Raw genomic sequence first — 25411 nt, 5'->3', positions numbered from 1 at the left:
TGGAGACCGCGTCTCCCCTCTCTGCCCACCCTTTGAGGACAGTACATCACCATGAAAATTAACGGCACCGCTTACCGCAGCCTCTGGCGCCCAACCGATGACCAAAACAGCATTCGTATTTTCGATCAAACCCGCTTCCCTTGGGAAGTCGAAACCCTTGCCCTGCGTGATGAAGACGCCGTCGCCCATGCCATTCGCAGCATGCAGGTACGCGGTGCTCCCCTGATTGGGGCCGTTGCTGCCTATGGACTAATCTTTGCCCTGCAAAACGATGCGTCCGATGCTGCTTTAGAAGCCGCCGCGCACCGCCTGGTGGAAACACGCCCCACCGCCATCAATCTACGCTGGGCCATTGAGCGCATGGTCAAACATCTCCGCACTGTTCCCGTCGCACAACGCGTCGAAGCTGGTTACGCTGAAGCCGATGCACTGTGCGATGAAGACGTTGCCGTCAATGAAGCCATTGGCCGCCACGGTTTAGAACTCATCCGCAAGGCATGGGAAGCAAAAGGCAAGCAAGGTACCGTCAATGTCCTGACCCACTGCAATGCTGGCTGGATTGCCACAGTGGATTGGGGCACTGCCCTCGCCCCGATCTATATGGCCCATGATGAAGGCATTCCCGTGCATGTATGGGTGGATGAAACCCGCCCACGCAACCAAGGTAGCCTCCTAACGGCCTTCGAACTCGGCAGCCATGGCGTTGCACATACCGTCATCGCCGATAACGCTGGCGGCCACTACATGCAGGCTGGCCAAGTTGACCTCGTCATCGTCGGGACAGACCGCGTGACCGCACAGGGCGACGTTGCCAACAAAATCGGCACCTACCTTAAAGCCCTCGCCGCACACGATAATAATGTTCCTTTCTGGGTGGCCCTACCCTCTTCCACCATCGATTGGCGTGTACGGGACGGTGTAAAAGAAATCCCAATTGAAGAACGCAGCGCAGACGAAGTGCTGTACGTCACCGGCCTTGAGGCCGACGGCACACCGGGCCGCGTACGCGTAGCACCGCCAGCAAGCAACGGTGCGAATCCGGCGTTTGACGTCACCCCCGCGCGCCTCGTCACTGGCCTCATCACCGAGCGCGGCTGCTGTGATGCCTCAGAAGCCGGGCTGCGCGGCCTTTTCCCAGCCGAGAACAACCCAGCCTGAACGGGAAACCAACAGGCCATCTTGACGCTATAGGGGTGTTGCCGTTCACAATATGGCTCACCCCACCACCGCATCGCGCCGTCGCGTATGGGTGCACAACGCCGCAGGAGGATCACTGTGACATCGTCACCCACATTCCGTTATGTCTTAACGCGACTGCCTACACGCGCAGCGTCACTTAGCCTCATCAGCCTTTGTGTGTTGAGCGCTTGTGCTGAACAAACCACACCACACGCGACACCAACGCAAACACCAACCGCCCAATACGCCAACGGCTCAACCGGCCCTATCGGCTATGATCCCCATGTGCCCGATTTCGCCAGCCGGAATTTTGAGCCATTTAACCGCCAAGACGTCGCAGCAATCGCCATGCGAGAGTGGCGGATGTTCGGCTCCGCCGTTGCCGATGATGACCCAGAAAATCGCTCAGACGCCAGTTCCCCAGCCTTAAAACCAGAACGTATCCCCGGGCTGTGGCAGCGTATCGGGGAGTATTGGTGGATCGGCCAAGACCCTGCCGAAACAGAAGTAGGCTGGACGGGGAAAACCAATGCCGAAGGGCAACGCTTTGCGCCCGAAAATGACGCGCATTACGCATGGTCAGCAGCGTTTATTTCTTACGTCATGCGTGTCGCAGGAGCGAATGAACGCTTCCCCTACTCACCCAACCACTCCACCTACATCAACGCCGCTGCAAGTGGACAATTTAACGGCGTCAGCGCACATGCGCCGGGTAGCTACGCGCCTAAAATTGGGGATCTAATTTGTGTTGGCCGAGGGCATAGCCGCTCAGTCACATTCTCCATGCTCCCAACCAGCTACGGCTTTCCTGCACATTGCGGCATCGTCACCGCAACCCATCAAAACACACAGCCGTTCGGGCATGAACTTAGCATTATCGGCGGCAATGTAGATGACACGGTCGCGCTAACGCATGTCCCCAGCGATGCTGCCGGACAAATCGCGGACCAAACCGGACGCAGCTACGATGCCCGCTACCCGTGGTGCGCCATACTTGAAGTCCATTATGACGCGGATCAGGAGCCGGATAGCGGCCTGTAATACAGCCGCGCTATCAATCCATAACCTTGGAGGGTTCGAAAAAACCCTCCCAATTTCATGACCTCGAAAAGTATTTATCCAATACTTCCGATGATTCACCCAGCATTTTTACTTTTCCGTGCTCAAGCCACAGTATTTTCGTACAATTTCTCTCCAGAAGCTCACGTGAATGACTCGCGAGTATCAGAATTTTGGTTTTATCTAACAGTTGAGACATCCGTTGGTTTGCTTTTTCTTTAAAATTCTCATCACCGGCTGAAAGCCATTCATCCATGATCAGTATTTCAGGGTCGATAGATGTCGATGTCGCAAACGCTAGTCGTATTTGCATACCGGATGAATACGTCCGGAAAGGCATATCTAAAAAATGCCCTAGCCCAGAAAATTCTGCAATTTCTTCTATTTTTTCTTCAATTTGTTTGGGCCGCATACCCATCATAGCAGCGCGAAGCTTTATGTTTGAGCGGCCCGTTTCCTCATAATTGATACCGAGTTGAATGTTGATCAAGGATACGCATTTTCCTTGAATGGCACATTCCCCACTCGTCGGAGCATAAATCCCTGAAAAGACACGCAGAAGCGTTGTCTTGCCCGCACCGTTATGCCCAATCAATCCAATACGATCCCCATCAACGAGATCAAGCGAAATATCTTCTAAGCTTTTAACAACGGTAAGCTTACCTTCACGGCTTTCGATTTTTCCGCCGGTCGCTAAGTTGAAAACCTTATTTTTCAACGAGCGATTTTGCGCATTGAAAATGGGAAATTCTACCCCGACGTTCTTTAGATGAATGAAAGCCATGATATTATAACCAGTACGCTATACGATGTTTAAACTTCCCAAGTACACAAAGTGCCACACACCAGCCAATAACAGCAAGCGCACTGCATAATAGCCATTCATTCATACCCGGAGGCTGCCCCATAAGAGGTCGTTTCACGAGATCAATAAAATCATAAAAAGGGTTTAATGTTACAAATAATGGCGAAACATCTTTAGGAAGGCTCTTAACATCCCAGACAACAGGGGTCGCATAGAAGATAATCTGTAACAGACTAATCACCACCTGATGCAAATCACGGAAACGCGTACATACAACGGCTAGAATAGTGCACACCCATAGAAGATTGATCAAAATAAGAAGCAAACCCGGAATTGCAAATAATGCATAAAAATTAATTCCATAACCAACGCACAAAGCAATAATCGGAAATATAACAATATTATGCGCAAACACTATTAAGTTTCGTGTTACCGTTCTTATTATATGCGTAAAAAACGGCATTTTTATTTGCAATATTACACTATCAGAGTTGATAAATGCCAAGCATCCGTCCGATATTGATGTATTTATAAAATTCCATGTCAAAATGGCCGCACATATATTTGGTAAGTATTCATGAAGATTGAGGCGAAATAACGTACCAAAAATAACGCCAAGGCTAGCAATGTAAATAAAAGTGTTAATCGTCAGCCAGAATTGACCAATTTTTGATCGCTTATAACGTACAGAAATATCCTGCCAAGCCAATACAAATGGAAGCCAATACTCGCGCAATGCTGGGAAAGCATCCTGTGAGCCAATGTAAAATGACGTTTTTTTTAACATTAAGCTCTCCAGATATTTTAACTATTGGCTTGCAGTGTATCCTATTATCCTATCCTCCTTTTCTTTGGAAGAGTAGAAGCTAGAAAGCGCTGAGAACCACCTCCCTCTTAAAGGACAAGCGTCACGATAGCCCGCAATCCACCTTCGGGGCGGTTTTGTAGGTAAACATCCCCGCCTTGGCCACGCAAAATCGTGCGGGCTATAGATAAGCCAAGACCCGTGCCGCCTGTCTCGCAGTTGCGGCTGTCATCGGTCCGAACAAACGGCTCAAAAACACGTTCAAGATCATCAGGGTGCAAGCCGGGACCATGATCTTCGATGAGAATTTTAACGTGCTGAGAGCCTTTCGTCTCTGCCGGCGGCAAGCTGAGGGTGACATAAGCACTACCACCATATTTCAGCGCATTGAGAATAACATTGTTAAGCGCACGTTTCAGTGCGACAGAGCGCGCCCGAATCTGGACAGGGACTTTGGGAAGGACGACGCGTAAGAAATCCGCTTTCTGAGGATGGCTTTCACTCGCTTCATCCATGATGGTTTCAAGAAGTGCACGCAGGTCCAGCGATACGAGGGGTTCATTGGCTGAACTATCGCGCCCGAATGCTAAAGTAGAGGCGACCATCGCTTCCATCTCATCAAGGTCAGCCAAGACTTTGCTCCGTAACTCATCATCATCAATAAATTCAGCCCGGAGTTTGAGGCGGGTAATGGGGGTGCGCAGATCATGCCCAATAGCGGTTAGCATGAGCGTGCGGTCGCTCACGAAGCGTTGGATGCGGCGAGCCATGGTGTTGAAGGCAATGGCTGCACGTTGGAGCTCAGATGGGCCACGCTCCGGTAGGGAGGCGGTACTGCTGTTCATGTCTCGGCCGAGAGCTTCTGCGGCGCTGGCTAATGTCTCAATAGGAGCAATCATACGCCGTATGAGCCAGACGATGAGTGCACTGCCGACGATGGACGTAATGAGAAAAGCAAGGACGGTTCCCGGTGTGCCAAAGGGGTTTGGCAAGCCGAGGGTTAGACGTACAACAACCCATGTTTTGCCATCTGGTAACAGCAAAGACGTTGAACGTGTGCTGAGGATACTGCCGGCACGTGCTTCAAGGGGATACAGTGATGGTGGCAGCAATGCCCAACGTAGCAAGAGTGGGATTTCATGCTGCGGCACATGAATGAGAGGCCGTGGACTACGGTTTTCTTCGTTAGGAGTGGATGACAAAAAAGGCTGTGGTGGCAGGATCATTCTTCCCATGTTGTCATGAAAGGGAAGATGATCTTGTGGGTTCGGCTCACCGTTTTCGTGAGAGAGAAAAGTGTTGGGTGGGGGAGGCTCCTGGTCCTGCATGGCAGGACCAGGCATGGCGGGCCGCAGCATGGGGTCCATCATGCCACCAGGCATGGTATTGGGAGCGGGTGTAAAGCTGGGCATTGGGCCGAATTGGGGAGCGCTACCCGGAGTAAAGGGGCCGTTATGTGCGGGTGTCGTGTCACGCGGCATTTCGACCGAGGGGCGATGATCCGAGAATTGTGATGATTGATTTGGAGGCGTAGGGAAATTACGTCCTGGTAGTGGAATCGGGTGAGTTGGCAGGACGGGATCAGGCTTGTCGAGCAGTGCAACCGTCAGATTATCGGGAAGGCTCAAGTCTTTGAGCAGTGCAGCCCGGTCTTCAGGGTCCGCTTCGGCGAAGGTGCAATAGATCGTAAATGTTTGAAGTTGGTAATTATGCAGCTCCGCTCGCTCAGTCGTGTCGAGCCGATCCATCGCATGGATGAACAAGCTCGTTATTTCCACAACGGCCAGCCCGACAATCAGTAAAAGGCTAGTACGGGTCACAAGAGAGGTGGGGAGCAGACGCATAATGTTTAAGCGCGCTCAACTTCAGCCGCGAGGACATAGCCACCGCCCCGGACCGTTTTGATGACTTGTGCATTGCGGCCATCATCTTCAAGTTTACGGCGCAAGCGGCTGACAGCGACGTCAATCGCACGGTCAAATGGCCCAGCCTGACGACCGCGCAGCAGTTCCAGCAACATGTCACGCGTGAGCACGCGGTTTGCCCGGTCTAGCAATGCCATGAGCAGATCATATTCACCGCCGGTGAGTGAAACTTCAGCACCTTGTGGATTGAGTAGACGGCGGCGTACGGGGTCCAGTGTCCAGCCGGCGAAGAAGAGCTTGCGTGTATCAGCCGCTTGACGTTGTTCGCTGGTTTCAGTTGTGCGGCGGAGGACGGCACGAATGCGCGCCAGAAGTTCACGCGGGTTGAACGGCTTGGGAACGTAATCATCCGCACCGAACTCTAGGCCGATGATGCGGTCCGTCTCATCACTCATAGCCGTAAGCATAATGATCGGCACATTGTCTTGTGTACGCAGCCAACGCGCAAGTTCGAGGCCGCTTTCACCGGGCAGCATGAGGTCAAGCACAATGAGCTGGTAATGACCAGCCGCCCATGCCTTGCGCGCTTCTCGGCCATCACGCGCCGCCGTGACACGGAAGTGGTTACGCTCAAGAAATTTGGTGAGGAGTTCGCGGATTTCGCGGTCATCATCAATAACGAGCAGGTGCGGCAGTGTTTCCGTCGGCATGGTAGTCTCTCTTAAAGGGCTCCTTGTGCCGTAGTGGCCTTCATCGTGGGGCGGGTCAGAAAACCACACCCCGTTTCACCGTTAGGCCAGCCAATGTGGGACGGGCAGGTTTTTGGCACGAAGGAACTCGGGGTTAAAGAGCTTCGATTGATAGCGTGAACCACCGTCGCACAGAATTGTAACAATCGTATGTCCGGGACCAAGTTTCCGCGCTGTACGGATAGCAGAGGCAATATTAATGCCGGAAGAACCACCGAGTGAGAGGCCTTCCTCTGCTGTCAGGGCAAAAATATGCTCCAAAGCTTCGGCATCCGAAATACGTTCCGCATCATCAGGGGCACTACCGTCGAGATTCGCCGTCACGCGCGATTGGCCGATGCCTTCTGTGATGGAACCGCCCGCAATGGAGAGATCATTTTCTTTGACCCATCCATAAAGGCCAGAGCCTTCCGGGTCAGCCAAGACAATGCGCGGTGCTGCTTTTTGTGCGGCTTTAGCTTGGTCCCGCAAGCCAAGGGCGATGCCCGCTAACGTGCCACCCGTGCCGCAAGCGCACGTGAAGGCGTCAATCTTGCCTTGGGTTTGTTCCCAAATTTCAACGGCAGTTGTGGTACGGTGGCCTTCACGGTTTGCTGTATTGTCAAACTGATTAGCCCAAAAGGCACCCGTCTCTTCCGCAAGCCGGCGGGAGAAATGCACATAGTTGCCCGGATCGCGGTAAGGCTTGGCCGGAACAAGGCGCAGGTCAGCACCAATCATGCGCAAAAAATCAAGTTTTTCACGGCTTTGCGTTTCTGGCACGACGATGGTGGCTTTACAGCCAAGCGCTTGTGCCACAAGGGTCAGGCCAATGCCGGTATTACCCGCCGTACCTTCCACAATGGTGCCGCCAGGTGTGAGCAAGCCTTTAGCAAACGCATCCTGTATGATCGCAAGGGCTGCGCGGTCTTTAACAGAACCGCCGGGATTCATAAACTCGGCCTTGCCGTAAATGTCACAGCCCGTTTCTTCAGAGGCGCGCCGCAGACGGATGAGTGGGGTCCCGCCAATGGCGTTAATCATGCCGGATGCCGCATGTGTCCAACCGCGTGGGCGATGATGCTGAGAAGCCTTGTCGGTCATACTGTCACTCCTGATTGGGTTGCTTCCAACCACTGACATGGTGTGTGTGCCTAACCAATGGTATGCTTGATCTCATTAGAGCGTTTTTTATAGAGATGAGGAAGAGGCATGCATATTCTGACAGCAAAACAAGCTTGGGCGCGTTTACCGGAAGAACCAACCCCCGTTCTCATTGACGTACGTACACCGCAAGAATGGCAATTTATTGGTTTACCGGATGCTGAACAATTACCCTGTTCCTTAGTGTGTTTAACATGGGCACCTGACCAAGAAGAAGCCTTCGTAGCAGGGCTCACGCAAGCCGTGCCAGACCGTACTCAGCCGGTTTTATTCTTATGCCGCTCTGGCATGCGCTCACATCATGCAAGCACATTAGCGGAACAGGCCGGGTATGAGCACGTCACAAACATTGCAGATGGTTTTGAAGATAAACACGGACCAGGAACGGGCTGGAAGGCGAGTGGTTTGCCTGCCCGTTATCAGGGGGATTAAGTATTCAGCCCCGTATCCACGGGCGCCATAAGCGCTAAACGATAAGATAGGCCTGTGCCATCTACGAATATCGGCACGGGCGCAAGACATAGACGCGCGCCCTTTATGTACGTGAAGGAGCGCACAACACATCCCAGCGATTATCCAAGCCTTAAAGAGTAGCGCCCCCTGAAGGCCGCGTCACACATTACCGGAATGATCTTATACAACAGTCAGTGGTTCTGACCGTCCAAACGCCTCTAGAAAAGCAACGGCTATACGTTCAGGATCAATCGTCTGGAGACATTCCGCCACTTCAAACTGCCGAGGGCAGCGATCCATCCAAAGTTCATTAATCCACCAACACCCCCCACAAAATGTAGGATTAATGTTGATATTGGTCGGATAGCCAAAATAGTCTGATGGCGTTGGGCCAAAAACCACCACACTGCGTGTTCCAAGACATGATGCAAGATGTACAAGCCCACTTTCATTATCAAGATGAAGCGTACTCCCTTGTAATAACGCAGTAGCCTCCTCAAGATTCGTCTTTGAAATCAGATCCAAATCAGCGTTTAACAAACGAATACTACTCGACGTACCGATTTGAATAATAAAAATATCGGGCCTAAGGCGCTTTATGTGCTCTAAAACACGATCAAAATGTGGATAACACTTCGTTGCCCGTTCACCGCCAACAATAAAATTTGTATCAAACCCATTATGGACCGTAATCCACTGTCGACCATGCAAAGAAAAACGTTCTAAAACATCAGCCGTGCAGGGAACCTGTAGTAGATCCCCTCCATAAGATACCCCTGCTATATGATGTAAAAAATCACGACGAGAGGCATTAGAATACACCGCAACACGCCCAAGCGCATTGTCCAGAAAGGGCTGATTGTCGATATAAAGCCGCAAGTCCTTCGCGGACCGGCCAATGTTTTGAAGAATTTTCGAAAATTGCCCTGAGGAGAGCCTCGACAAATTTTTACTTTGCCTGACAATTTTCACACCCTGATTTAAATGAAACTCCGCATCATAAAAAACCTTAAGCCTCCCTAGACGCAAAGCCGTATCATACTCCGCATGCACAAAACCGAGCACATTGGCAAAAATCCACCGGGCAATAACCGGATGCGCACAGAAAATATCATATGAAAAACCACCCGCTTCTTTGTGCATATCTCGGATGAACCGGGCCATAACCAAAAGATCACCGACCCCGCCCGCAACACAAAGCGCCAGAACCGCACGGCCTTGTTTATGTGCTTCTATAAGGCGCTGTTTTTTTGCGGCTCTATACGCAGGGCGGAAAGTATGACGTGCGCCATAAAGGTGCTGACACAACAAAAACAATTTTTTATTTAAAATTTTCAAGACGTAAGAAAGCGTAAGAGAGAATGAATCATTCTCTCTATAAGATACGCTGATTTTTTTAATGACCCTCTTTAGTCTTGATAGAAATATCATTCAACATCCCGATTTTCTTGTGAGTACAGGACTATAGACGGCCAGTAGGACGAAAGAACTCACGCGCAGAACCATAAATATGATACAGGGAACTCGCAGGCATATGATCAACCGTTATTGTACCATCTGCCGCACGACGGTCGATCCAACCACCCTGTAACGTCTCCGGCGCATACTCCGCAAAAAATTTCTTTGTTACAGAAAACAACAAGTCGTCTTCTTGTCTATTTAAAGGATTTTTGACAGACATTTTCTTGCGACACATTAATAGCCGCATCAACTCAGTCTGAGGCCAGATACGCGTACTCATCTGTGCCATAGTACCACGATCTGTTATACTATCGCAGACGAGACCGTTTAGAATACCGTATTGTACACCTGCGGCAAATAAACGCTCTACGGTACTACACATACCCTCATGATCATTTTCTTCTGGATTAAGGCGAGTAGCTTCACCCAAAAGCCATGACCATTCAAATAAATGACCGGGCTCTACAGAATTATGCCCCAAGGCCTTACAAGGGGTCCAATCGGTATCAAAAAACTCCAGCAACATACCCGACCCGGAGCTAATAAATTTCTCCCGCGCCAAAGTAATCAGTTGCTGTGCTTTCTCCATATAAAACTGATCTTCCGTCACCTCAAACAGCACTAAATAGGCTTCCAACAGGTGCATATGAGGGTTCTGACGCCGAATGTTATCCGGCGCAGGGACGGCATCCCAGAACCCGCCACCGGGGGCCTGAAAAATATTTTCTATCTCCGAGATCGTCTCGTTCACGACCTCTATCAGCTTTCTATCCCCGCTCAGACGATAGGCCCATGCATAAGCGAATAAAATAAAAGCATGCGCGTATAAGTCACGCGTCGTCTTAGAGGGACGTCCATCCGGCCCCAACGCAAAAACCCAACCCGGCTGATCATCGCTCCGCCAATACCGTCCTTGCACTTCAGACAAACAAGCCAAAGCATCATGTGACGCATCAAAAACACCATCTAAAGCCGCACGGCAAAACGTCGCAATCTGCCGCGCCTGCACCATGACTCGCAGATCCGGCATCTCAATAGGCGCCGCATCAAACGTCAAGCGTTCGTGGTACAGGTGCCTTTTGCGGTCATATCCAGCACGAGCCCAAAGTGGCAACGCTTTTTGTACGGTCCACGTTGTCCACTGATCACCTTGCGCAATGCCCGATAAAGCCTTGTGTTTTTCTACCACGTGATCATTCATCCTGCATCCGCCTTACTCTTCCCAGAAGAGGGGTGCGGTTGAACCATCTTTTTAACGAGATTACTAGTAGAGCAGCCATCCACTAAGGTGACCAGCTCTACGCGCCCCCCAGCAGCTTTTACCAAATCTCCGCCCACCACGGCATCTTCCGTATAATCAGCCCCTTTGACGAGCACATCAGGCTTCAAGGCCGTAATCAGTTCTAGCGGCGTATCTTCATCAAAAATCACCACCATATCCACTTCACGCAAAGCGCCGATCACAATGGCACGCGCTTGCTCATTCTGCACGGGGCGGGTTGGCCCTTTAAGACGCCGTACGGAGGCATCGCTATTAATCCCGACCACGAGCTTATCCCCCTTCTGCGCAGCAGCACGCAACAGGGAAATATGCCCCGGATGGACCAGATCAAAGCAACCATTGGTGAAAACGACGGACGCCCCGTGCTGCCGCCATTTTTGCAACATCTGCTGCGCATGAGGGACAGAAGCCACCATACCAGGGGCGGTAATATCCTCCATCAGCTCATGACTCAGCTCACTGCGTGAAACAGCAGCCGTACCGAGCTTACTCACGGCAAGCGATGCTGCGACCGTCGCGATAACAACAGCCGTATCAATATCCTGCCCCGCCGACAAAACCCCCGCAACCGTCGCGAGAACCGTATCCCCCGCACCGGAGACATCATAAACTTCCGATTTACGCGCCGTTTCATGACGAATATGACCATTACGCTGCCACAGCGTCATGCCCTCTTCTGAACGCGTGACGAGAACATCGCCCCCAAACTGCTCTGAAGCCTGCTGAGCCGCTTTTTCAATCTCAGCATCACTTCCCAACGGTAGGCCTGTTGCCCGTGCCATTTCCGAGCGATTGGGCGTGATCAAGGTCGCACCACGATACGCGGAGAAATCCTTGCGTTTAGGATCAACAATGACGGGGATATTCTTAGCGCACGCATGGTCAATCACAGCACGCAAAACAGTATCAGACAGCACGCCTTTAGCATAATCGGAACAAATCAGCACATCGGCTGTTTCCAACGCCGCTTTTGCGGCCGCAATCAGACGATCACTCGTCTCTTGTGAAAACGTGATAATTGTTTCGTCATCAATGCGTACGATCTGCTGCTGCCCGCTCAGCACCCGTGTCTTAGAAATCGTGGACCACCCGGGCTCCTCGATCAGCCCTTGCACATCAATACCGGGCCACGCACTCAAACTCTGCCGCAGGATATTCGCCTGCTTATCATCACCAACAACACCAATGAGACTAACCGCCCCTCCAAGAGCCGCAACATTCACAGCAACATTAGCTGCCCCCCCAGGCACAACACTCTGGCGTGTTTTGAGCAGGACCGGCACGGGAGCCTCAGGCGAAATACGCCCCACGGAACCAAAAACATATTGGTCCAACAGGAGGTCACCGATAACGACAAGGCGTCCAAATTCAAAATTTTCAATCATGAAAAATCACACATGCTGTGGAGGAGTGGAGAGGCCGTGACCCTCAACAAAGGAAAACAGATTATTCTCTTTAAACAGGTACCCCGGTATGCCTGCGGCGGAGGCTGCCAGAATATCCGTCTCACGATCGCCAATTAAGAAAGAGCGCGTCAGATCAAGAGTCATCTCAGATGCTGCGCGTTCAATCATGCCGGGCCGAGGTTTACGCTCATGATGGTCTACACGATAGCGCTCCACCGCAGCTTCAGGGTGATAAGGGCAGAAGTAAAAAGCATCAATTTTAGCGCCAAAAGACGCAAGACTATGCGCAATATGCTGATTAAAAACTCTCACGGCCTCTTCCGTAAAAAGCCCTCGCGCAACGCCAGATTGATTACTCACGACAACCACGCGATATCCCGCATCATTCAACGCTTTGATGGCTTCCGGCGCCCCCGGTATAAAACGAAACGTCTCAATCAGGTGCGGATAGCCAACATCAACATTAATGACGCCATCCCGGTCAAGAAAGGCCGCAGGATATCCAGAGGCTACAGTAGTCTCAGTCATGATGGCCTTCAGCCTTCTCTATCGTGTTACCTCTAAGCATCTTAGCCCTGATGGCGTGCATACAAGTCCCGGACGTAGGCTGACACACCATGCGCAACATCATGAAACGCAACATCACAGCCAATCTCACGTAAGCGGCTCATATCCGCTTGCGTAAAGCACTGGTACTTACCCCTCAGCTTATCCGGGAAAGGGATGTATTCAAGAATACCTTGGCTCACCATATCGTTAATAGACAAAGCAGGAAGCCCCGTAAGGTCCCGGACACTATTCACAACTGTCGTAGCAATGTCATTAAACGGCTGGGCTTTACCTGTCCCCAAGTTAAATACACCGCTATGTTCCGGGTGATCAAAGAACCAGAGCTTCACATTCACCAGATCATCAATGAAAATGAAGTCACGCTTTTGTTCGCCCGGTTGGCAATCCCCGTATTCTCCAAACAATTTAACAGACCCGTTGGCCATAAACTGGTTGAAATTATGGAACGCAACCGATGCCATGCCGCCCTTATGCTGCTCACGCGATCCATAGACGTTAAAATAGCGGAAACCCGCAACCTGCGTTTTAAGGCTAGGTTGAGCGCGGCGCACAACCTGATCAAATAAAAGCTTAGAATACCCATAAACATTCAGGGGTTTTTCGTAAGCGGGTTCTTCCTTAAAGGTTTCAGAGGCACCATAAGTCGCAGCACTAGACGCATAGAGCAAGCGCGCCCCAGTCTCCTGACTATATGCCAGCAATTTTTTGCTGGTTTCAAAATTATTCGCCATCATGTAGCGGCCATCTTGCTCCGTCGTTGAAGAGCAAGCACCTTCATGAAAAATGGCTTCAATTTGCCCAAAACGCCCCGCCAGCAGGTCGTCATAGAAATCATTCTTATCCAGATAATCACTGATCGAGAGATCGACCATGTTCAGCGCTTTATCACCATGGGTCAAATTATCGACCGCGATAATATCTGTGAACCCACGCGCGTTCAGCCCACGGACAATATTACTGCCGATAAATCCTGCGGCACCTGTGACGATGATACGTTTTGTCATGGTATGTAAGACTTCATGCACTAAAAAGGAAAAAAGACCTCGCCCTTAGGCAAGAACACTCGGCTTGGCATCAACAGACGATGCCTCTAACAGGCGCATAGCCGCCGCAACCACTTCATCAGGGCGGATGTTATTCGTACATGCCGGATTAGGCAAATCCAGAGGACAAGCATCCATCCATGCGTCGTTAGACCACCAGCAATTTCCACATTCATGTGGCCGAATGTTCGCGTTTTGCGGATACCCGAACCAATCAACATTCGTCGGCCCAAACATAACCACACTTTTCACGCCAAGCGCCGCCGCCAAATGAACCAACCCTGTCTCTGCATCAATATGCAGTGCGGACTGCGCCAAAATAGAGGTCGATTGTGCAAAAGACAGCTTTTTCTTCAGATTAACATCCACACCCTGCAAGTTCTCACCCACCGCACCACCAATCTGGACAATGGTCATATGCGGCAGGGCACGCTTCAAGCCGGAGATAATCTTCGTCCACTTCTCAAGCGGGACCGTCTTTGTCGGTCGTTGCGCCGCAATCTTGAAGTTCCCATCCCACCCATCATGCACGGTGATATAGGCCTTAGGCTTCAAACCAAAGGAGAGAGGGAGATCAGGATCTACATCGATCGCCTGCTCATCGCCTCCATATTTTAAACCCATCATGTCATGCAGATATTTATAGCGCTTATGCCCCAAACGCACCGCAGTATCTGCAAAAGCACCATCTAAAAAGGGATGGTGAACAATATATTTTTCAATTTTCTGCCGGTTCTTCTGAGCTGTGCAAAAGATATTCACAACATCCGGACAATACGTCAGAAGAGTATGGTACTCTATATTTTCCGTCATAAATGTAGCGAATTGGTTCGCTGTAATTGCGAAAATATAATAATTTTTTATATCATGAAAAATATCTGAATTAATACATTTCCGAAAGTTTGGAATGTTTTTGAAAAATTCTTCAGCTATTTGCGGTGATTGACAATAAATATCAAAAGACAACTTATTATCTAAACGCTTTTGCAGGTCCCTAACCATACGGGAGCACATAAGCGCATCACCTAGACCACCCGTTATGTAAACAGAATACACATGAATACTATCGATTCCGCCGTATTTAATCTGTTTTAATACGTCCAATGCCAGTGCATTTATATCTCGTTGCGCCTGTAATCCCTGAAGATCAGCAAGAACACCAGAAGCTTTTCTCGTTCCTAACACCCTCATCACAGCCATACGGATGACCCGCCGGACAATATAAAAAGGCAAACTGCCCCAAGAGTGTCGAGCTTTCATATGTCGTAAACGATGAACAATGCGCCTCAAACGTGACCCGGCTTGAGCCGAGTAACTCTGTTGTCGTTCTCTTTTCACACGCGACAAATCATCGGTTAAATTGACGCGAGACTGCAACGAAGAAGGGCTGGCGTCCGGCACGCTATTGGGCTCCACAACACTATAAGGATCTTTGTTGCCCCTCACTTATATGAAAAATCCGCCCAATGTGAGGGCGGAGCGAAAATATGTCTCTGATTATTTTATTTTTCAAAAAACCATAATACTTTTTATACCTCAATACTCCTAACCACGCCTCCCTAAGCCTCCTTAAAAAAAACACTCCACACCGCCCTCTCTCCATTTTTGCCGCACAGCTCCGTCCGTGCTACCGGAGGCAGCATGACACTTGCAGCGCATGCCATTCATCTCTGGCTTGGGTTCTGTCTGCGCACCACACGGTGGCAGATCACCGGCACACCTGCGGGCCGTGCTGCCATCACACAGCCCCAGGCCGGTTATGTCGTAGCCTTTTGGCACCGCCACCTCACACTCGCCCCCGCCTTATGGTTCTGGGCACGCCGCCGTGAGCCAAGTCTGCGCCTCTACGCTTTCATCTCCCGCAATGCCGATGGCCGCCTCATCGCTGATGCTATCCGCCCGTGGAACATCACCGCCATTCATGGCTCCACGGCGCGACGCGGCAAAGATAAAGGCGGCGCAACCGCACTGCGCACCGCATTACGCATCATCAACGAAGGTGGGCATATCGGCATCACGCCAGATGGACCACGCGGCCCGGCCGAAAGCATCCAGCCCGGCGCAGAAGCCCTCTCCCGCATTGCACGCCGCCCTCTGATTCCCGTTGGCATGGATTGCACAAGCATACATCTCCCATCATGGGACCGCCTCCGCCTTCCCCTGCCTTTTGGGCGCGGCGTCATCGCACCCAGAACGCCCATCCTCCGCCCTGATGCTGCCACCCTACGAACAGCCCTGACTGACGCAAACAGTCAGGCTGAGACACAACGCGCACACACCCGGCGCACGATCATTGAACAGCTCTGGGGCGGTATCGGCACGGCACTCGCCCCCGCCATCACGATCATGACGCGCCTTCGCCTGCGTCGAGGCAAAGAACTTCCAGACCGGTTACGTGAACGCATGGGCCTCACACGCCGTACCGCACGCGCACGGCGTACCTTATGGATCCACGCCGCCAGCGTCGGTGAAACCCTCTGCGCACGCCCTTTGCTTGACGCCTTACTCGCCCAAGACCCAACACTGCATGTGCTCTTTACAACCGCAACCGTAACCGGCAGTCACATTATGGCGCAACACCCCGCCATGAACACGCGCGTAACCCACCAATTCATCCCCCATGATGTCCCACGCTGGATCAAACGCTTTCTCAAGCGCTGGTCCCCTCAAGGGGCAGTCTTCGTAGAGAGTGAGCTCTGGCCCGGCATCATCACAGAGTTATCACGCCGCCACATTCCCATTATGGTCGTCAATGGCCGCCTGTCAGACCGCTCTGCGCGCCGATGGCAGCGCTTCCGCCCCTTCATTCATAGCCTCTTCTCACGCCTTACATGGGTCGCCGCACGCGGCGCAGAAGATGCTGCCCATTTCCGCTCCCTCGGCGTAAAAACCGTCTATAATCATGGGGATCTCAAACGAGACGCTGCACCACTGCCTCATAACCCCGCAGAACTCACACGCCTCCGCACCCTGATCGGCCAACGCCCTGTTTTCGTCGCAGCCTCAACCCATCCGGGGGAAGAAGAACTCATCCTCCAAGCCGCAGAAAAAGCACGCCAAAAACAGCCTACCCTGCTCACTATTCTCGTCCCCCGACATCCGAACCGAGGCCCAGAACTCAAAGCCCGCTTCAACCTGCCCAGCCGCCAATCCGGCCAAGACCCGAACGCCACAATGCCCGTCTTCCTCGCGGATACGCTCGGAGAGTTAGGACTTTTTTACCGCCTCGCAGATTCGTGCTTCCTCGGGCACTCTCTTATTGCCCCTGGCGGAGGACATAATCCTTTTGAACCCTTACGTCTTGGTGTCCCCACCGCAACGGGCCCTCATATGACAAATTGGCGCGAAGCCGTCACACAACTTGCGGAAACATTGCAGACAGTCGAAAATACTGACAGCTTAGCCCAGTGGCTTAATCGGCCGAACACGAAGACCACAACACCCGTTCCTGAAGCCCATATCGTCAACACATTAACTGCCACAATTCTGGAGAGTTTGGAGCGATGAGGTTACGCCCCCCCCGCTTCTGGACGTCTGAAACACCCCACCTTGCCGCACGCGCCCTCACCCCCGTGAGTGCCGTCGTCAGCCGTATTGCACAACAGCGCAGCACCCAACCCGGCTATCATGCCTCTGTACCCGTCTTATGCTGCGGCAACGCCACCACCGGCGGTACGGGGAAAACCCCCCTCACCCTAGATTTCGTCCGCCGCTTACAGGCACGCGGCCACACCCCCCATATTCTGAGCCGAGGTCATGGCGGCAAACAACACGGCCCCCTCGCCGTGAACCCAAGCCGCTACACCGCGCGAGACGTGGGGGATGAGCCCATGTTGCTTTCCGCCTGCGCCCCCACATGGATTGGCGCCAATCGTGGCAACACAGCACAACTTGCCGTCAGTGAGGGCGCAGATTGCCTCGTCATGGATGATGGCTTCCAAAACACAACATTGAATAAAACCCTCTCCCTTTTAATCGTCGATGGCGCGAGCGGGTTCGGCAATCAAAGAGTCCTGCCCTCTGGCCCCTTGCGTGAATCACTCGAAAACGCCTTCGCACGCGCCCACGCCATCATCCTCATCGGCGATGACCGACGGCACATCCACCGCTTAACCTCCCTTCCCATTTTACAAGCGCGCTTCATTCCCGGCCCCGAAATCCGCCGCCTTCAAGGCGTCCGCGTCATCGCCTTTGCAGGCATTGGCCGCCCCGAAAAATTTTTCACAATGCTCCGAGAGGCCGGCATAGAACCCGTCCGCACCCTCAGCTTCCCAGACCACCACAATTATACACCACGAGACATCCAACGCTTAGATGCTCTGCGCCTAGAAGCAAACACCACCCTCGTCACAACGGCGAAAGATGCGGTCAAACTCCCGCCTACCTTCCGCGCTCACACCGTCATCATTAGCGTCGATGTCTTATGGGAAGACCCAACCGCCCCTGACCACATTTTGGACCAACTTTTTGCATGAAACAGCTTCTACAGCGCGCTGAATTTATCGTTTTGCGGGGCCTTCTCTGTGCACTCCGCCACCTTCCCCCCATCACAGCCTCTCAGCTTGGCGGGGCCGTAGCCCGTCTCTTCGGCCCACTTATTCCTGTTTCACGCATTGCAGACCGCAACTTACAACTTGCCTTCCCCGAATATAACGCCAAGAAACGCCGCCATATTATCCGTGAATGCTGGGATAATCTCGGCCGCACCATCGCTGAACTCCCGCATATCGGCCAACTCCCCCATAAAGCCCCCGATGGTGCGGCTTGGTCCGTCGAGGGCGAAGAGCACCTCATCACCGCACGCGAAAGCGGACGACCCGTCATCTTCTTTTCCGGCCATATTGGTAATTGGGAACTCATGCCTCCCGCCGTTGCACATTACGGCCTGCCCTTTGCCTCGTTTTACCGCGCCGCCAGTAACCCCTTGGTTGATCAACTCATCCGTGATCTGCGCCAAAGCACCATGACACAAGAAGCCCTAATGTTCCCCAAAGGAGCCAAAGGCGCACGCAGTGCTCTGCGCCACCTGTCTCAAGGCGGACATCTCGGGATCTTAGGTGACCAAAAAATGAATGACGGGATTGAGGCTCAGCTCTTTGGCCGCCCCGCCATGACAGCCTCTGCTGCGGCTGTCTTTGCCCTGCGCCATAACGCCCTCATTGTCACTGGTCATGTTCGCCGTGATGGCCCCGCTCGACTCGTCCTCGTCGTAGATCGCCCTTTTAGCCCAACGATAACGGATAACCGCCAACATGACGTCCAGGCTCTCACCCAAACCTTAAACGACCGCCTTGAGAGCTGGATCCGCGCAAAACCGGGCGCGTGGCTCTTATTACACCGTCGCTGGGACAAAGCGCTCTACCGTCAGGTTGCAACACCCCCCTGAGCCATGCATTTAACGCATGGCAGAATTGCCACACCAATGAATGTTTGTTGCGCCATAAGGCACTTTTATGAAGTTTCCTGTTGTGAAAAGGCGTTTTAGGCCCTTAGCTTGCACATATCAGTTTTTAACCGGGCTTTTTTCCCAGATCGCGGAGGGTTTCCCTGATGCCACAACAGGCAACTTCCCAGCACGTCTCACAGCAGGTTGCCAGATGCTCCAACATCGTCCCTCTGCGTCAAGGCGTCCTACCGCGCCACCGTGAATATCTTTCACGCTGGTTAGAGGCCGGACTGCGCATGGGCCTTTTCGATGCTGAAATTACGACAACAATGCATCAAGGTGATACCCACGACAATTCAGCCATTGAGCACATCCTCGTATGGGTCCGTGAAAACCCACAACCCGCTTATATGCTTCGCCCACAAGGAATGAGCTGGGTTCTCATTGACCAACTCCGTGAGCATAAATTGGGCAGCTACGCCAGCTTTGAAGCCGCGCTCAATACAATCCGCCCCGTCCTGCCAACAGCCACCATTTACGCAGCATAAACCCTGCTGCGCCGTCACTCTCATACGACGGCGCAACAAGACGTCCTTCTCACGAAGGACGCAATGCAACGTCCCGTGATGCTGGGACAACAATTGATGAGCCACCCACCTGCCGGATCTGAAACACCGCCAGATTTCGGCTCACATGGCCATCAGGGCGCAAGCGGAACAACCCATCCACCCCCATAAAACCATTTCCCCGTATCAAAGCAGCACTATCCACCGTACCCGTACGCGCAACAACGTTCGCCAACGCAGCAGCATCATACGCAAAATCGGTCACAGGCGATGGGGGCTGACCGTACACTGCTTTATACCGTGCAATATACCCGTTACGGTCACGAGCATCCGGCGCAGCAAACCACGCCCCATGCAGCGCTCCCAACTTCGTATCAAATGCTTTCCACAAAGCCGGTCCCATAATCTGCACCTGAGATGCATCAATATGATCATCTTGTAGCGCGGAAATCACTTGAGCCAGCTCTAACCCTGTATCTCCCAATAAAAGAGCATCAAACGGCGGCGGAGCAAATGACGGTGTAGCAGACGGCGCTACAGGACCGGGCGCTACGGGACTGGAGACAGAAGCCCCGCCAGCCGCCGTCGGGTCAATCGCTGATGGGCCATCCACTACAGGCACAACCGGCGCACTTGGCTGCCGTGCGGCAATACCCGACAAGCCTTTCAAGCCCTCCTGAATGTTTGCCGCATCCGACGTATGAAAAACAATCTGCGGCTCATTCAAGGAAGCGTCATGGCACGCCATTTTTAAACCATCGGCCATCGCATGACCCAGAGGATTATCGGGCAAAAAAGCCGCAAAACGTTTTCGTCCTGTCGCCCGGGCAGCATCAACCATACGACGCACCTGCTGCTCCGGCGTCAAACCCATCACCCAGACACCCGGTCGCGCTTGCGTCGAATCACTCGTAAAGGCCAGTACGGGCTTGCCGGCTTGCGCAGCCACAGGAGCCACAGCCGCAGTGTCCGCCGAGGTCAAAGGCCCCAGCAACAATGCATCCCCATGAGACAACGCCGTTTGTGCAGCAAAAGCAGCTCCGCCCACACCATTACTGTCCTGCACATCCAAAGCAGGTGCCCCAGAGGATGAGAGCGCAAGCTTCGCAGCATCACGCATACGTTGCCCGACAGCGCCAAAACGGCCACTCAATGGTAAAACCAACCCGACACTTGGCGCCTTGGGCTGTCCTATTATGGGCGTTGTTTGAGCACCGGGAATAGGGGCCTCCCCACCATTATTCGCACATGCCGCCAGGCCAAAAACCGCACTAAGTGCCACTACTGTACGAAAATGCCTTGGCATACCCGCCCCTACAGGGTCTAAGCAGGAACGCTTTTTTTCCTGCAAAGACACTTTGCACGTCTTGGTCGAGGATACAGATGTCCGAGCAATCATGGTCTGCTGAAACTCCCTTAGGCGAGGTGGCCGTATCATCATCGAACACCCCTCTCACCGAGGCCAACCCGGCTGGGGGAGGCTCCCTGATATTAGTGGCAACCCCAATCGGCAACCTTGGCGATATCAGCGCCAGAGCGATTGAGGCCCTGCGCAGTGTTGAAGCCATACTGTGCGAAGACACACGCGTCACGGCAAAACTGCTCACCGCACACGGCATCACCACACCAACCTATACACTGCACGATCATAACGAAGCAGAGAAGATTCCGTTTCTTCTGGAAAAGCTCCAGGCAGGCGCTCGCTTCGCTGTGGTTTCTGATGCCGGAACCCCTCTCGTCTCCGATCCCGGATTCCGCCTCGTCCGTGCCGCCATTGATGCCCAGATTCCTGTCAGCACCACACCCGGCCCCAATGCCGTTATCACCGCACTGACCTTGTCAGGCCTCCCCCCGCATCCCTTCACCTTCCTTGGCTTTCCTCCCCCTAAGAGTGAAGCACGAACCGGCACCTTCTCCGCCCTACGCGCCGCAGAACAGGCCGGGCTACGCTCCACCCTGATTTGGTATGAGGCCCCACACCGCCTTATCGCCTCTTTGGCCGACCTTATCAGCGTCTTCGGACCAGAACGTGAAGCCGCCGTCGGCCGCGAACTGACGAAACGCTTTGAAGAAATGGTGCGCGGCACCCTACAATCCGTGCATGAGCATTTCTTACAACATGCACCACGCGGTGAAATCACCCTCCTGATTGGCCCCGCCCCTGAGACCGATACCGGCGCTGCTGACCTCGACACTTTGCTACGTGAAGCTCTTCAACAGCACTCGGTCAAAGACGCCGCCTCTTTAGTCGCAGGCATGGTCAAACTCCCAAAACGCACCGTCTATAGCCGCGCCCTAGAACTCTCCCGCGAGGGGTAAAGCCAACACGCCCCTCTTTTGCTTCGATCATTACCGCAAATATGTGCAAAGAGTACTATTAACGAGGGCCGCTAGGTCCCCGGCAAGGATTTGGCACCCTTCCCCACTCAGCAAGCCATTGCCCAAAATGGGCGGCTATGATCGAAAAACCAGTCACTTACGCGAAAAATTGTCCCTTCAAACGGTCATGCCGCACATTCATTCGAGACATGGCCGTAAAATTTTAATGGAGCATTTGTATGAGAACAATGCACCATCAAAATCGCAGCCGCCAAACACTCACACGCTTCTCGGTTCTTTCTGACCAAAAGAACACCAAACATCACCTCACAGAAGCGACAAGAACGGAGACACAACCAGCAGGACACCAACACCCACAATAAAGTACAGGCTGACCCCACGATAGCGCACCAAGGAAGGCGTTTTCACCACCAGCCATGCGGGAATTAAACAGCCAATCAAACCAAAAATCGGGCTACATACCGCCGTAAAAGACAAGACAGGCAAGTTCGCAACAATAGCTCCATAGGCCAAAGCAACAGCAAGTAATGCAATCCCCGTGGCTAAAACATTCGGCTGAATACGCTGCTCAGTCAGCCACTTCGAGGCAATAGACGTAAAAAGTCCTTGGCATGCTTCTTTAAAGCCTAAATATACGCCAAAAAATGCCGTCATGACGGCAAATATATTCAGCACAACGCCGATATACGTCGCCCAGCTTCCACCAAAAACCTGTGCGCTAATCGCCAATGCCGAGATATTTTGCTTATAAGCCGCCACAGCATCTGCATGGCTCATCGCTAATGAAAACGATACCGCATAGAAAAAGACAACAACAAACAAAATAGCAAATGCGATATTCATCACCCGTAAGGCTTTATACCGCGCCACTTCTGGTGATTGTTCCTGCGCCCGGTAAAATACCACCATTGGGCTTAACGTCTGCAAAAACAAAATCGAGGTCAGCGTAAAAGGCAATGTAATCACACTTTGCCCAATCAAAGTCCCAACCGGTGGTACAGCCCCTATATTACCCAAATTCCATCGGGAAATCATCAAGAAACCCAAAACGGCGATAATGCAGAGCTTCGTGCACACAAGCAGAGTAGATACCTTAAACAAGGTTTTCTCTCCCCGTGAGGCAATACCCACCAGAGCAAACATCAAAACCAACGGATACCACGCATAATGCGACAGCAATTCATGCGTAATGCCAAAACTACGTAGGTAAGACGCACTGTCATTAGTAATGGCCGTCGCATACACCAACAGCCAAATCGTAATCATCACAAAATATAAAACACCGAGCGCACGCCCCCACCCACGGCCCAAATAACTGGCAATCATATCCGGGTAGGTCTGGCTCTCACGCGCAGAAGCAAGCGTGTTGATGAAAAGCCTCTGGAATAAATACATCCCCGGATAACCAATGGCCGAAGACAGTAAAAACACCCAAATGCCCACGAGCCCAACCTGCACTGGCAAGAACACAATGCCAGCACCGATTGCCATGCCAATGCTTATAATCGTCCAGCCAATATCCGTTCCATCAAAGCGGACGGACTGCCCACCACTCTGCGATGGCGCTGTTTGCGAACACATAAAAATATCTCCCCATGAAGCCGGACCTCATGGTTTCCTGCGTGAGGCGCGCTTTATGAAGGGATAAACTAGTATTTTTTGTTTTTTACATAAAGAACGATTTTATTTTGTATTAATCTGAAGAACGTGGCAGCACAAATAACGACGGTGCAAGCGATAAACCGAGCTTCACATCCGAAAGTGCAATCTTCGTCTCACGCCCCTGTGCATCCACAACGGTCCAACCCTGTAGCGCCAAAGGCTGGTCACTAAAATGCAAGGTCAGCGTTCCTCCACTTGGCTCCGCCGTGCGGACCAAGGCTACATCCACCTGCCCGTGCTCATGTACAAAATGCGTAACCGTCACGTCTCCAGAAAGCTTCGGGTTCGGACGTAACAACAAACCAAGAGGCGTGCGCTCCAACGGCATGGTCGTGACCTGATCAATACTCCGATCTTGGAACACGAGCTTACCGTCATTCCCCACCAACAAAAGTGGGCTTGGCGCATCATAATCAAAACGCATGCGCCCCGGCTGCCCAGCACTCCGCGCCAAAGACGCCGTGCCATGTGTCACGGCACCATCGGGCGCCGTCTGGGCAAAACGTGCCTGCAACGTGCTCAAACCGCTCAACGTATCCTGAATACGGTCAATCCAGCCACGATCCGCTGGACGCAAAACCGCAGGCACTCCCTGCGCCAGAGCCACCCCCATAGGAGCAACACAGCACAGAGCCGCCAGAGACACATAAGCAAAACGCATAAAACGAGACATCATCATTACGAACTACCGATCACAACACCGGTTGCAAAAACAAGCGCACCACCAAGCAAAACCTGCACCAACGCAGACCCAAAAGGCGTATCCTGATACCGCCAACGGATCCACGAAATCAGCAGCAACTCAATAAGCACAGCCCCTATCGCTACAGCAAAAGCAAGGTGAAAATCTGGCACAAGGAAGGGCAAAGTATGACCAATGCCGCCAGCAAAGGTCATGGCTCCACAAATCAAACCGCGTATCAGCGGCGCTCCACGCCCCGACAGTTTTCCATCATCGGCCAGCCCTTCCGCCAGCCCCATCGAAATCCCAGCCCCGAGTGAGGCCGCTAAGCCTACCAGCACAGCATCATGCGGATTTTTTGTTGCAAATGCTGCCGCAAACACTGGCGCTAATGTCGATACAGAACCATCCATGAGCCCAACAAGACCCGGCTGCACCACGCGCAGTACAAACTCCCGGCGGCTATGATCTTCTTCCCGTTGCCGCCCGGAAGCATCCAAATGCTCAGCTTCCAAAAACCGTGCATGCCGCTGATGCCGGTCTTCTTCCTCGGCCAAATCTCCCAACAAACGCCGGATTTCAGCATCACTCGTGCGCGCAGCAGCTTCCCGATAGAAACACGCACTTTGCCGTTCCATATCCGCCGCGAGTGAGCGAATAGCCTCAATGCCCCGGTTTTTCATCGCCCAAGCCGTTTTCCGCACGGGAAAACCTTGGACATCCTGACGGCGCACCAAAGGAATATGCTGCCCAAAGCGCTGTACAAAAAGATCAATCAACGCATGACGATGCTGGCTTTCTTCGGCCGCCATCTCATCAAAAATCGCGGCACTATCCGGATAATTCTCCCGCAGCATCTCCGCGAAATCTGCGTAAATATGCCCGTCTTCCTCTTCACTGGCGATAGCAAGTGCCAAGATCTCTGCTTCAGACAGATCCGAAAGACGAGGCATCG

The 25411-nt window shown here is 52.6% G+C and carries 23 protein-coding genes; 8 read left to right on the top strand and 15 right to left on the bottom strand.

The window, feature by feature from the left end:
• Window positions 1-51: 51 nt before the first annotated feature.
• Together mtnA and NTH01S_RS04535 are read left to right on the top strand one after the other, a co-directional pair.
• Complete coding sequence (gene mtnA / locus NTH01S_RS04540; RefSeq protein ID WP_068170092.1) at window positions 52-1158, top strand: S-methyl-5-thioribose-1-phosphate isomerase; 1107 nt, start codon at window positions 52-54, stop codon at window positions 1156-1158.
• A 156-nt stretch (window positions 1159-1314) separates the two neighbouring features.
• Complete coding sequence (locus NTH01S_RS04535; RefSeq protein ID WP_068170155.1) at window positions 1315-2220, top strand: DUF2272 domain-containing protein; 906 nt, start codon at window positions 1315-1317, stop codon at window positions 2218-2220.
• Between the two features lie 55 nt (window positions 2221-2275).
• On the opposite strand, the gene NTH01S_RS04530 is transcribed toward NTH01S_RS04535, so the two are convergent.
• The 5 genes from NTH01S_RS04530 to NTH01S_RS04510 all read right to left on the bottom strand — a co-directional run bounded on the left by NTH01S_RS04530 (window position 2276) and on the right by NTH01S_RS04510 (window position 7545).
• Window positions 2276-3022, bottom strand: a complete 747-nt coding sequence (locus tag NTH01S_RS04530) for an ABC transporter ATP-binding protein (RefSeq protein ID WP_068170089.1) — start codon at window positions 3020-3022, stop codon at window positions 2276-2278.
• A 4-nt stretch (window positions 3023-3026) separates the two neighbouring features.
• On the bottom strand, window positions 3027-3830 hold the full coding sequence (locus NTH01S_RS04525; RefSeq protein ID WP_068170084.1) for an ABC transporter permease: 804 nt from the start codon (window positions 3828-3830) through the stop codon (window positions 3027-3029).
• A gap of 107 nt (window positions 3831-3937) precedes the next feature.
• A complete protein-coding gene (locus NTH01S_RS04520) occupies window positions 3938-5692 on the bottom strand; it encodes an ATP-binding protein (protein ID WP_068170079.1) in 1755 nt (584 codons plus the stop codon).
• Between the two features lie 5 nt (window positions 5693-5697).
• Window positions 5698-6423: a response regulator gene (locus NTH01S_RS04515; RefSeq protein WP_068170076.1), complete on the bottom strand. Its 726-nt coding sequence runs from the start codon at window positions 6421-6423 to the stop codon at window positions 5698-5700.
• An 81-nt stretch (window positions 6424-6504) separates the two neighbouring features.
• Window positions 6505-7545, bottom strand: a complete 1041-nt coding sequence (locus tag NTH01S_RS04510) for a cysteine synthase A (RefSeq protein WP_068170073.1) — start codon at window positions 7543-7545, stop codon at window positions 6505-6507.
• 108 nt (window positions 7546-7653) lie between these two features.
• Between NTH01S_RS04510 and NTH01S_RS04505 the strand changes: the two genes are divergently transcribed.
• A complete protein-coding gene (locus tag NTH01S_RS04505; RefSeq protein WP_068170070.1) occupies window positions 7654-8037 on the top strand; it encodes a rhodanese-like domain-containing protein in 384 nt (127 codons plus the stop codon).
• A gap of 201 nt (window positions 8038-8238) precedes the next feature.
• On the opposite strand, the gene NTH01S_RS04500 is transcribed toward NTH01S_RS04505, so the two are convergent.
• From NTH01S_RS04500 to NTH01S_RS11860, 6 genes are read right to left on the bottom strand one after another with little or no spacing between them, the layout of a single operon-like run.
• Window positions 8239-9489, bottom strand: coding sequence for a glycosyltransferase family 9 protein (locus NTH01S_RS04500; RefSeq protein WP_084366976.1), 1251 nt, complete (start codon window positions 9487-9489; stop codon window positions 8239-8241).
• A gap of 31 nt (window positions 9490-9520) precedes the next feature.
• Window positions 9521-10708, bottom strand: coding sequence for an AGE family epimerase/isomerase (locus NTH01S_RS04495; RefSeq protein WP_245642161.1), 1188 nt, complete (start codon window positions 10706-10708; stop codon window positions 9521-9523).
• An 8-nt stretch (window positions 10709-10716) separates the two neighbouring features.
• Complete coding sequence (gene rfaE1 / locus NTH01S_RS04490) at window positions 10717-12186, bottom strand: D-glycero-beta-D-manno-heptose-7-phosphate kinase (protein ID WP_068170061.1); 1470 nt, start codon at window positions 12184-12186, stop codon at window positions 10717-10719.
• 6 nt (window positions 12187-12192) lie between these two features.
• A complete protein-coding gene (locus tag NTH01S_RS04485) occupies window positions 12193-12735 on the bottom strand; it encodes a D-glycero-alpha-D-manno-heptose-1,7-bisphosphate 7-phosphatase (RefSeq protein ID WP_068170057.1) in 543 nt (180 codons plus the stop codon).
• A 41-nt stretch (window positions 12736-12776) separates the two neighbouring features.
• Window positions 12777-13781, bottom strand: coding sequence for an ADP-glyceromanno-heptose 6-epimerase (gene rfaD, locus NTH01S_RS04480; protein ID WP_068170054.1), 1005 nt, complete (start codon window positions 13779-13781; stop codon window positions 12777-12779).
• 45 nt (window positions 13782-13826) lie between these two features.
• Window positions 13827-14633 carry a glycosyltransferase family 9 protein gene (locus NTH01S_RS11860; protein ID WP_169802040.1) on the bottom strand — a complete coding sequence of 269 codons (807 nt, stop codon included), beginning with the start codon at window positions 14631-14633 and terminating at the stop codon, window positions 13827-13829.
• 828 nt (window positions 14634-15461) lie between these two features.
• On the opposite strand from NTH01S_RS11860, the gene NTH01S_RS04470 reads away from it, so the two are divergent.
• From NTH01S_RS04470 to NTH01S_RS04455, 4 genes are all read left to right on the top strand, one after another.
• Window positions 15462-17327, top strand: a complete 1866-nt coding sequence (locus tag NTH01S_RS04470; protein WP_068170048.1) for a glycosyltransferase N-terminal domain-containing protein — start codon at window positions 15462-15464, stop codon at window positions 17325-17327.
• Window positions 17324-18295 (top strand): tetraacyldisaccharide 4'-kinase, encoded by a 972-nt coding sequence (gene lpxK / locus NTH01S_RS04465; protein ID WP_068170045.1) that lies wholly within the window; start codon window positions 17324-17326, stop codon window positions 18293-18295. Before NTH01S_RS04470 ends, lpxK begins: the two co-directional genes overlap by 4 nt.
• On the top strand, window positions 18292-19206 hold the full coding sequence (locus tag NTH01S_RS04460; RefSeq protein ID WP_068170042.1) for a lysophospholipid acyltransferase family protein: 915 nt from the start codon (window positions 18292-18294) through the stop codon (window positions 19204-19206). The genes lpxK and NTH01S_RS04460 overlap by 4 nt, the downstream gene beginning before the upstream one ends.
• Window positions 19207-19370: 164 nt before the next feature.
• A complete protein-coding gene (locus NTH01S_RS04455) occupies window positions 19371-19754 on the top strand; it encodes a hypothetical protein (protein ID WP_068170040.1) in 384 nt (127 codons plus the stop codon).
• A gap of 49 nt (window positions 19755-19803) precedes the next feature.
• On the opposite strand, the gene NTH01S_RS04450 is transcribed toward NTH01S_RS04455, so the two are convergent.
• The gene (locus NTH01S_RS04450; RefSeq protein ID WP_245642159.1) at window positions 19804-21171 is read right to left on the bottom strand and encodes a penicillin-binding protein activator; all 1368 of its coding nucleotides are present in this window, start codon (window positions 21169-21171) and stop codon (window positions 19804-19806) included.
• Between NTH01S_RS04450 and rsmI the strand changes: the two genes are divergently transcribed.
• Window positions 21156-22091 carry a 16S rRNA (cytidine(1402)-2'-O)-methyltransferase gene (gene rsmI, locus NTH01S_RS04445; RefSeq protein WP_084366974.1) on the top strand — a complete coding sequence of 312 codons (936 nt, stop codon included), beginning with the start codon at window positions 21156-21158 and terminating at the stop codon, window positions 22089-22091. The genes NTH01S_RS04450 and rsmI overlap by 16 nt on opposite strands.
• 327 nt (window positions 22092-22418) lie before the next feature.
• On the opposite strand, the gene NTH01S_RS04440 is transcribed toward rsmI, so the two are convergent.
• The 3 genes from NTH01S_RS04440 to mbfA form a co-directional block, all read right to left on the bottom strand.
• Window positions 22419-23693, bottom strand: a complete 1275-nt coding sequence (locus NTH01S_RS04440) for an SLC5/6 family protein (RefSeq protein ID WP_068170038.1) — start codon at window positions 23691-23693, stop codon at window positions 22419-22421.
• A 112-nt stretch (window positions 23694-23805) separates the two neighbouring features.
• Complete coding sequence (locus tag NTH01S_RS04435; RefSeq protein ID WP_068170034.1) at window positions 23806-24453, bottom strand: LolA family protein; 648 nt, start codon at window positions 24451-24453, stop codon at window positions 23806-23808.
• Window positions 24453-25409: an iron exporter MbfA gene (gene mbfA, locus NTH01S_RS04430; RefSeq protein WP_068170030.1), complete on the bottom strand. Its 957-nt coding sequence runs from the start codon at window positions 25407-25409 to the stop codon at window positions 24453-24455. The genes NTH01S_RS04435 and mbfA overlap by 1 nt, the downstream gene beginning before the upstream one ends.
• Between the last annotated feature and the right edge of the window lie 2 nt (window positions 25410-25411).

The sequence above is a fragment of the Neokomagataea thailandica NBRC 106555 genome (assembly GCF_001598495.1).
Classification (GTDB): domain Bacteria; phylum Pseudomonadota; class Alphaproteobacteria; order Acetobacterales; family Acetobacteraceae; genus Gluconobacter; species Gluconobacter thailandicus_A.
This window is presented reverse-complemented; position numbering and strand designations above follow the sequence as displayed.

What these genes read in the sequence shown, in the direction of transcription:
- mtnA (WP_068170092.1), top strand. Translation starts at nt 52, where the DNA reads ATGAAAATTAACGGCACCGCTTACCGCAGCCTCTGGCGCCCAACCGAT.
- NTH01S_RS04530 (WP_068170089.1), bottom strand. Translation starts at nt 3,022, where the DNA reads ATGGCTTTCATTCATCTAAAGAACGTCGGGGTAGAATTTCCCATTTTC.
- NTH01S_RS04525 (WP_068170084.1), bottom strand. Translation starts at nt 3,830, where the DNA reads ATGTTAAAAAAAACGTCATTTTACATTGGCTCACAGGATGCTTTCCCA.
- NTH01S_RS04520 (WP_068170079.1), bottom strand. Translation starts at nt 5,692, where the DNA reads ATGCGTCTGCTCCCCACCTCTCTTGTGACCCGTACTAGCCTTTTACTG.
- NTH01S_RS04515 (WP_068170076.1), bottom strand. Translation starts at nt 6,423, where the DNA reads ATGCCGACGGAAACACTGCCGCACCTGCTCGTTATTGATGATGACCGC.
- NTH01S_RS04510 (WP_068170073.1), bottom strand. Translation starts at nt 7,545, where the DNA reads ATGACCGACAAGGCTTCTCAGCATCATCGCCCACGCGGTTGGACACAT.
- NTH01S_RS04505 (WP_068170070.1), top strand. Translation starts at nt 7,654, where the DNA reads ATGCATATTCTGACAGCAAAACAAGCTTGGGCGCGTTTACCGGAAGAA.
- NTH01S_RS04500 (WP_084366976.1), bottom strand. Translation starts at nt 9,489, where the DNA reads ATGATATTTCTATCAAGACTAAAGAGGGTCATTAAAAAAATCAGCGTA.
- rfaE1 (WP_068170061.1), bottom strand. Translation starts at nt 12,186, where the DNA reads ATGATTGAAAATTTTGAATTTGGACGCCTTGTCGTTATCGGTGACCTC.
- NTH01S_RS04485 (WP_068170057.1), bottom strand. Translation starts at nt 12,735, where the DNA reads ATGACTGAGACTACTGTAGCCTCTGGATATCCTGCGGCCTTTCTTGAC.
- rfaD (WP_068170054.1), bottom strand. Translation starts at nt 13,781, where the DNA reads ATGACAAAACGTATCATCGTCACAGGTGCCGCAGGATTTATCGGCAGT.
- NTH01S_RS11860 (WP_169802040.1), bottom strand. Translation starts at nt 14,633, where the DNA reads ATGACGGAAAATATAGAGTACCATACTCTTCTGACGTATTGTCCGGAT.
- NTH01S_RS04470 (WP_068170048.1), top strand. Translation starts at nt 15,462, where the DNA reads ATGACACTTGCAGCGCATGCCATTCATCTCTGGCTTGGGTTCTGTCTG.
- lpxK (WP_068170045.1), top strand. Translation starts at nt 17,324, where the DNA reads ATGAGGTTACGCCCCCCCCGCTTCTGGACGTCTGAAACACCCCACCTT.
- NTH01S_RS04460 (WP_068170042.1), top strand. Translation starts at nt 18,292, where the DNA reads ATGAAACAGCTTCTACAGCGCGCTGAATTTATCGTTTTGCGGGGCCTT.
- NTH01S_RS04455 (WP_068170040.1), top strand. Translation starts at nt 19,371, where the DNA reads ATGCCACAACAGGCAACTTCCCAGCACGTCTCACAGCAGGTTGCCAGA.
- rsmI (WP_084366974.1), top strand. Translation starts at nt 21,156, where the DNA reads ATGTCCGAGCAATCATGGTCTGCTGAAACTCCCTTAGGCGAGGTGGCC.
- NTH01S_RS04450 (WP_245642159.1), bottom strand. Translation starts at nt 21,171, where the DNA reads ATGATTGCTCGGACATCTGTATCCTCGACCAAGACGTGCAAAGTGTCT.
- NTH01S_RS04440 (WP_068170038.1), bottom strand. Translation starts at nt 23,693, where the DNA reads ATGTGTTCGCAAACAGCGCCATCGCAGAGTGGTGGGCAGTCCGTCCGC.
- NTH01S_RS04435 (WP_068170034.1), bottom strand. Translation starts at nt 24,453, where the DNA reads ATGATGATGTCTCGTTTTATGCGTTTTGCTTATGTGTCTCTGGCGGCT.
- mbfA (WP_068170030.1), bottom strand. Translation starts at nt 25,409, where the DNA reads ATGCCTCGTCTTTCGGATCTGTCTGAAGCAGAGATCTTGGCACTTGCT.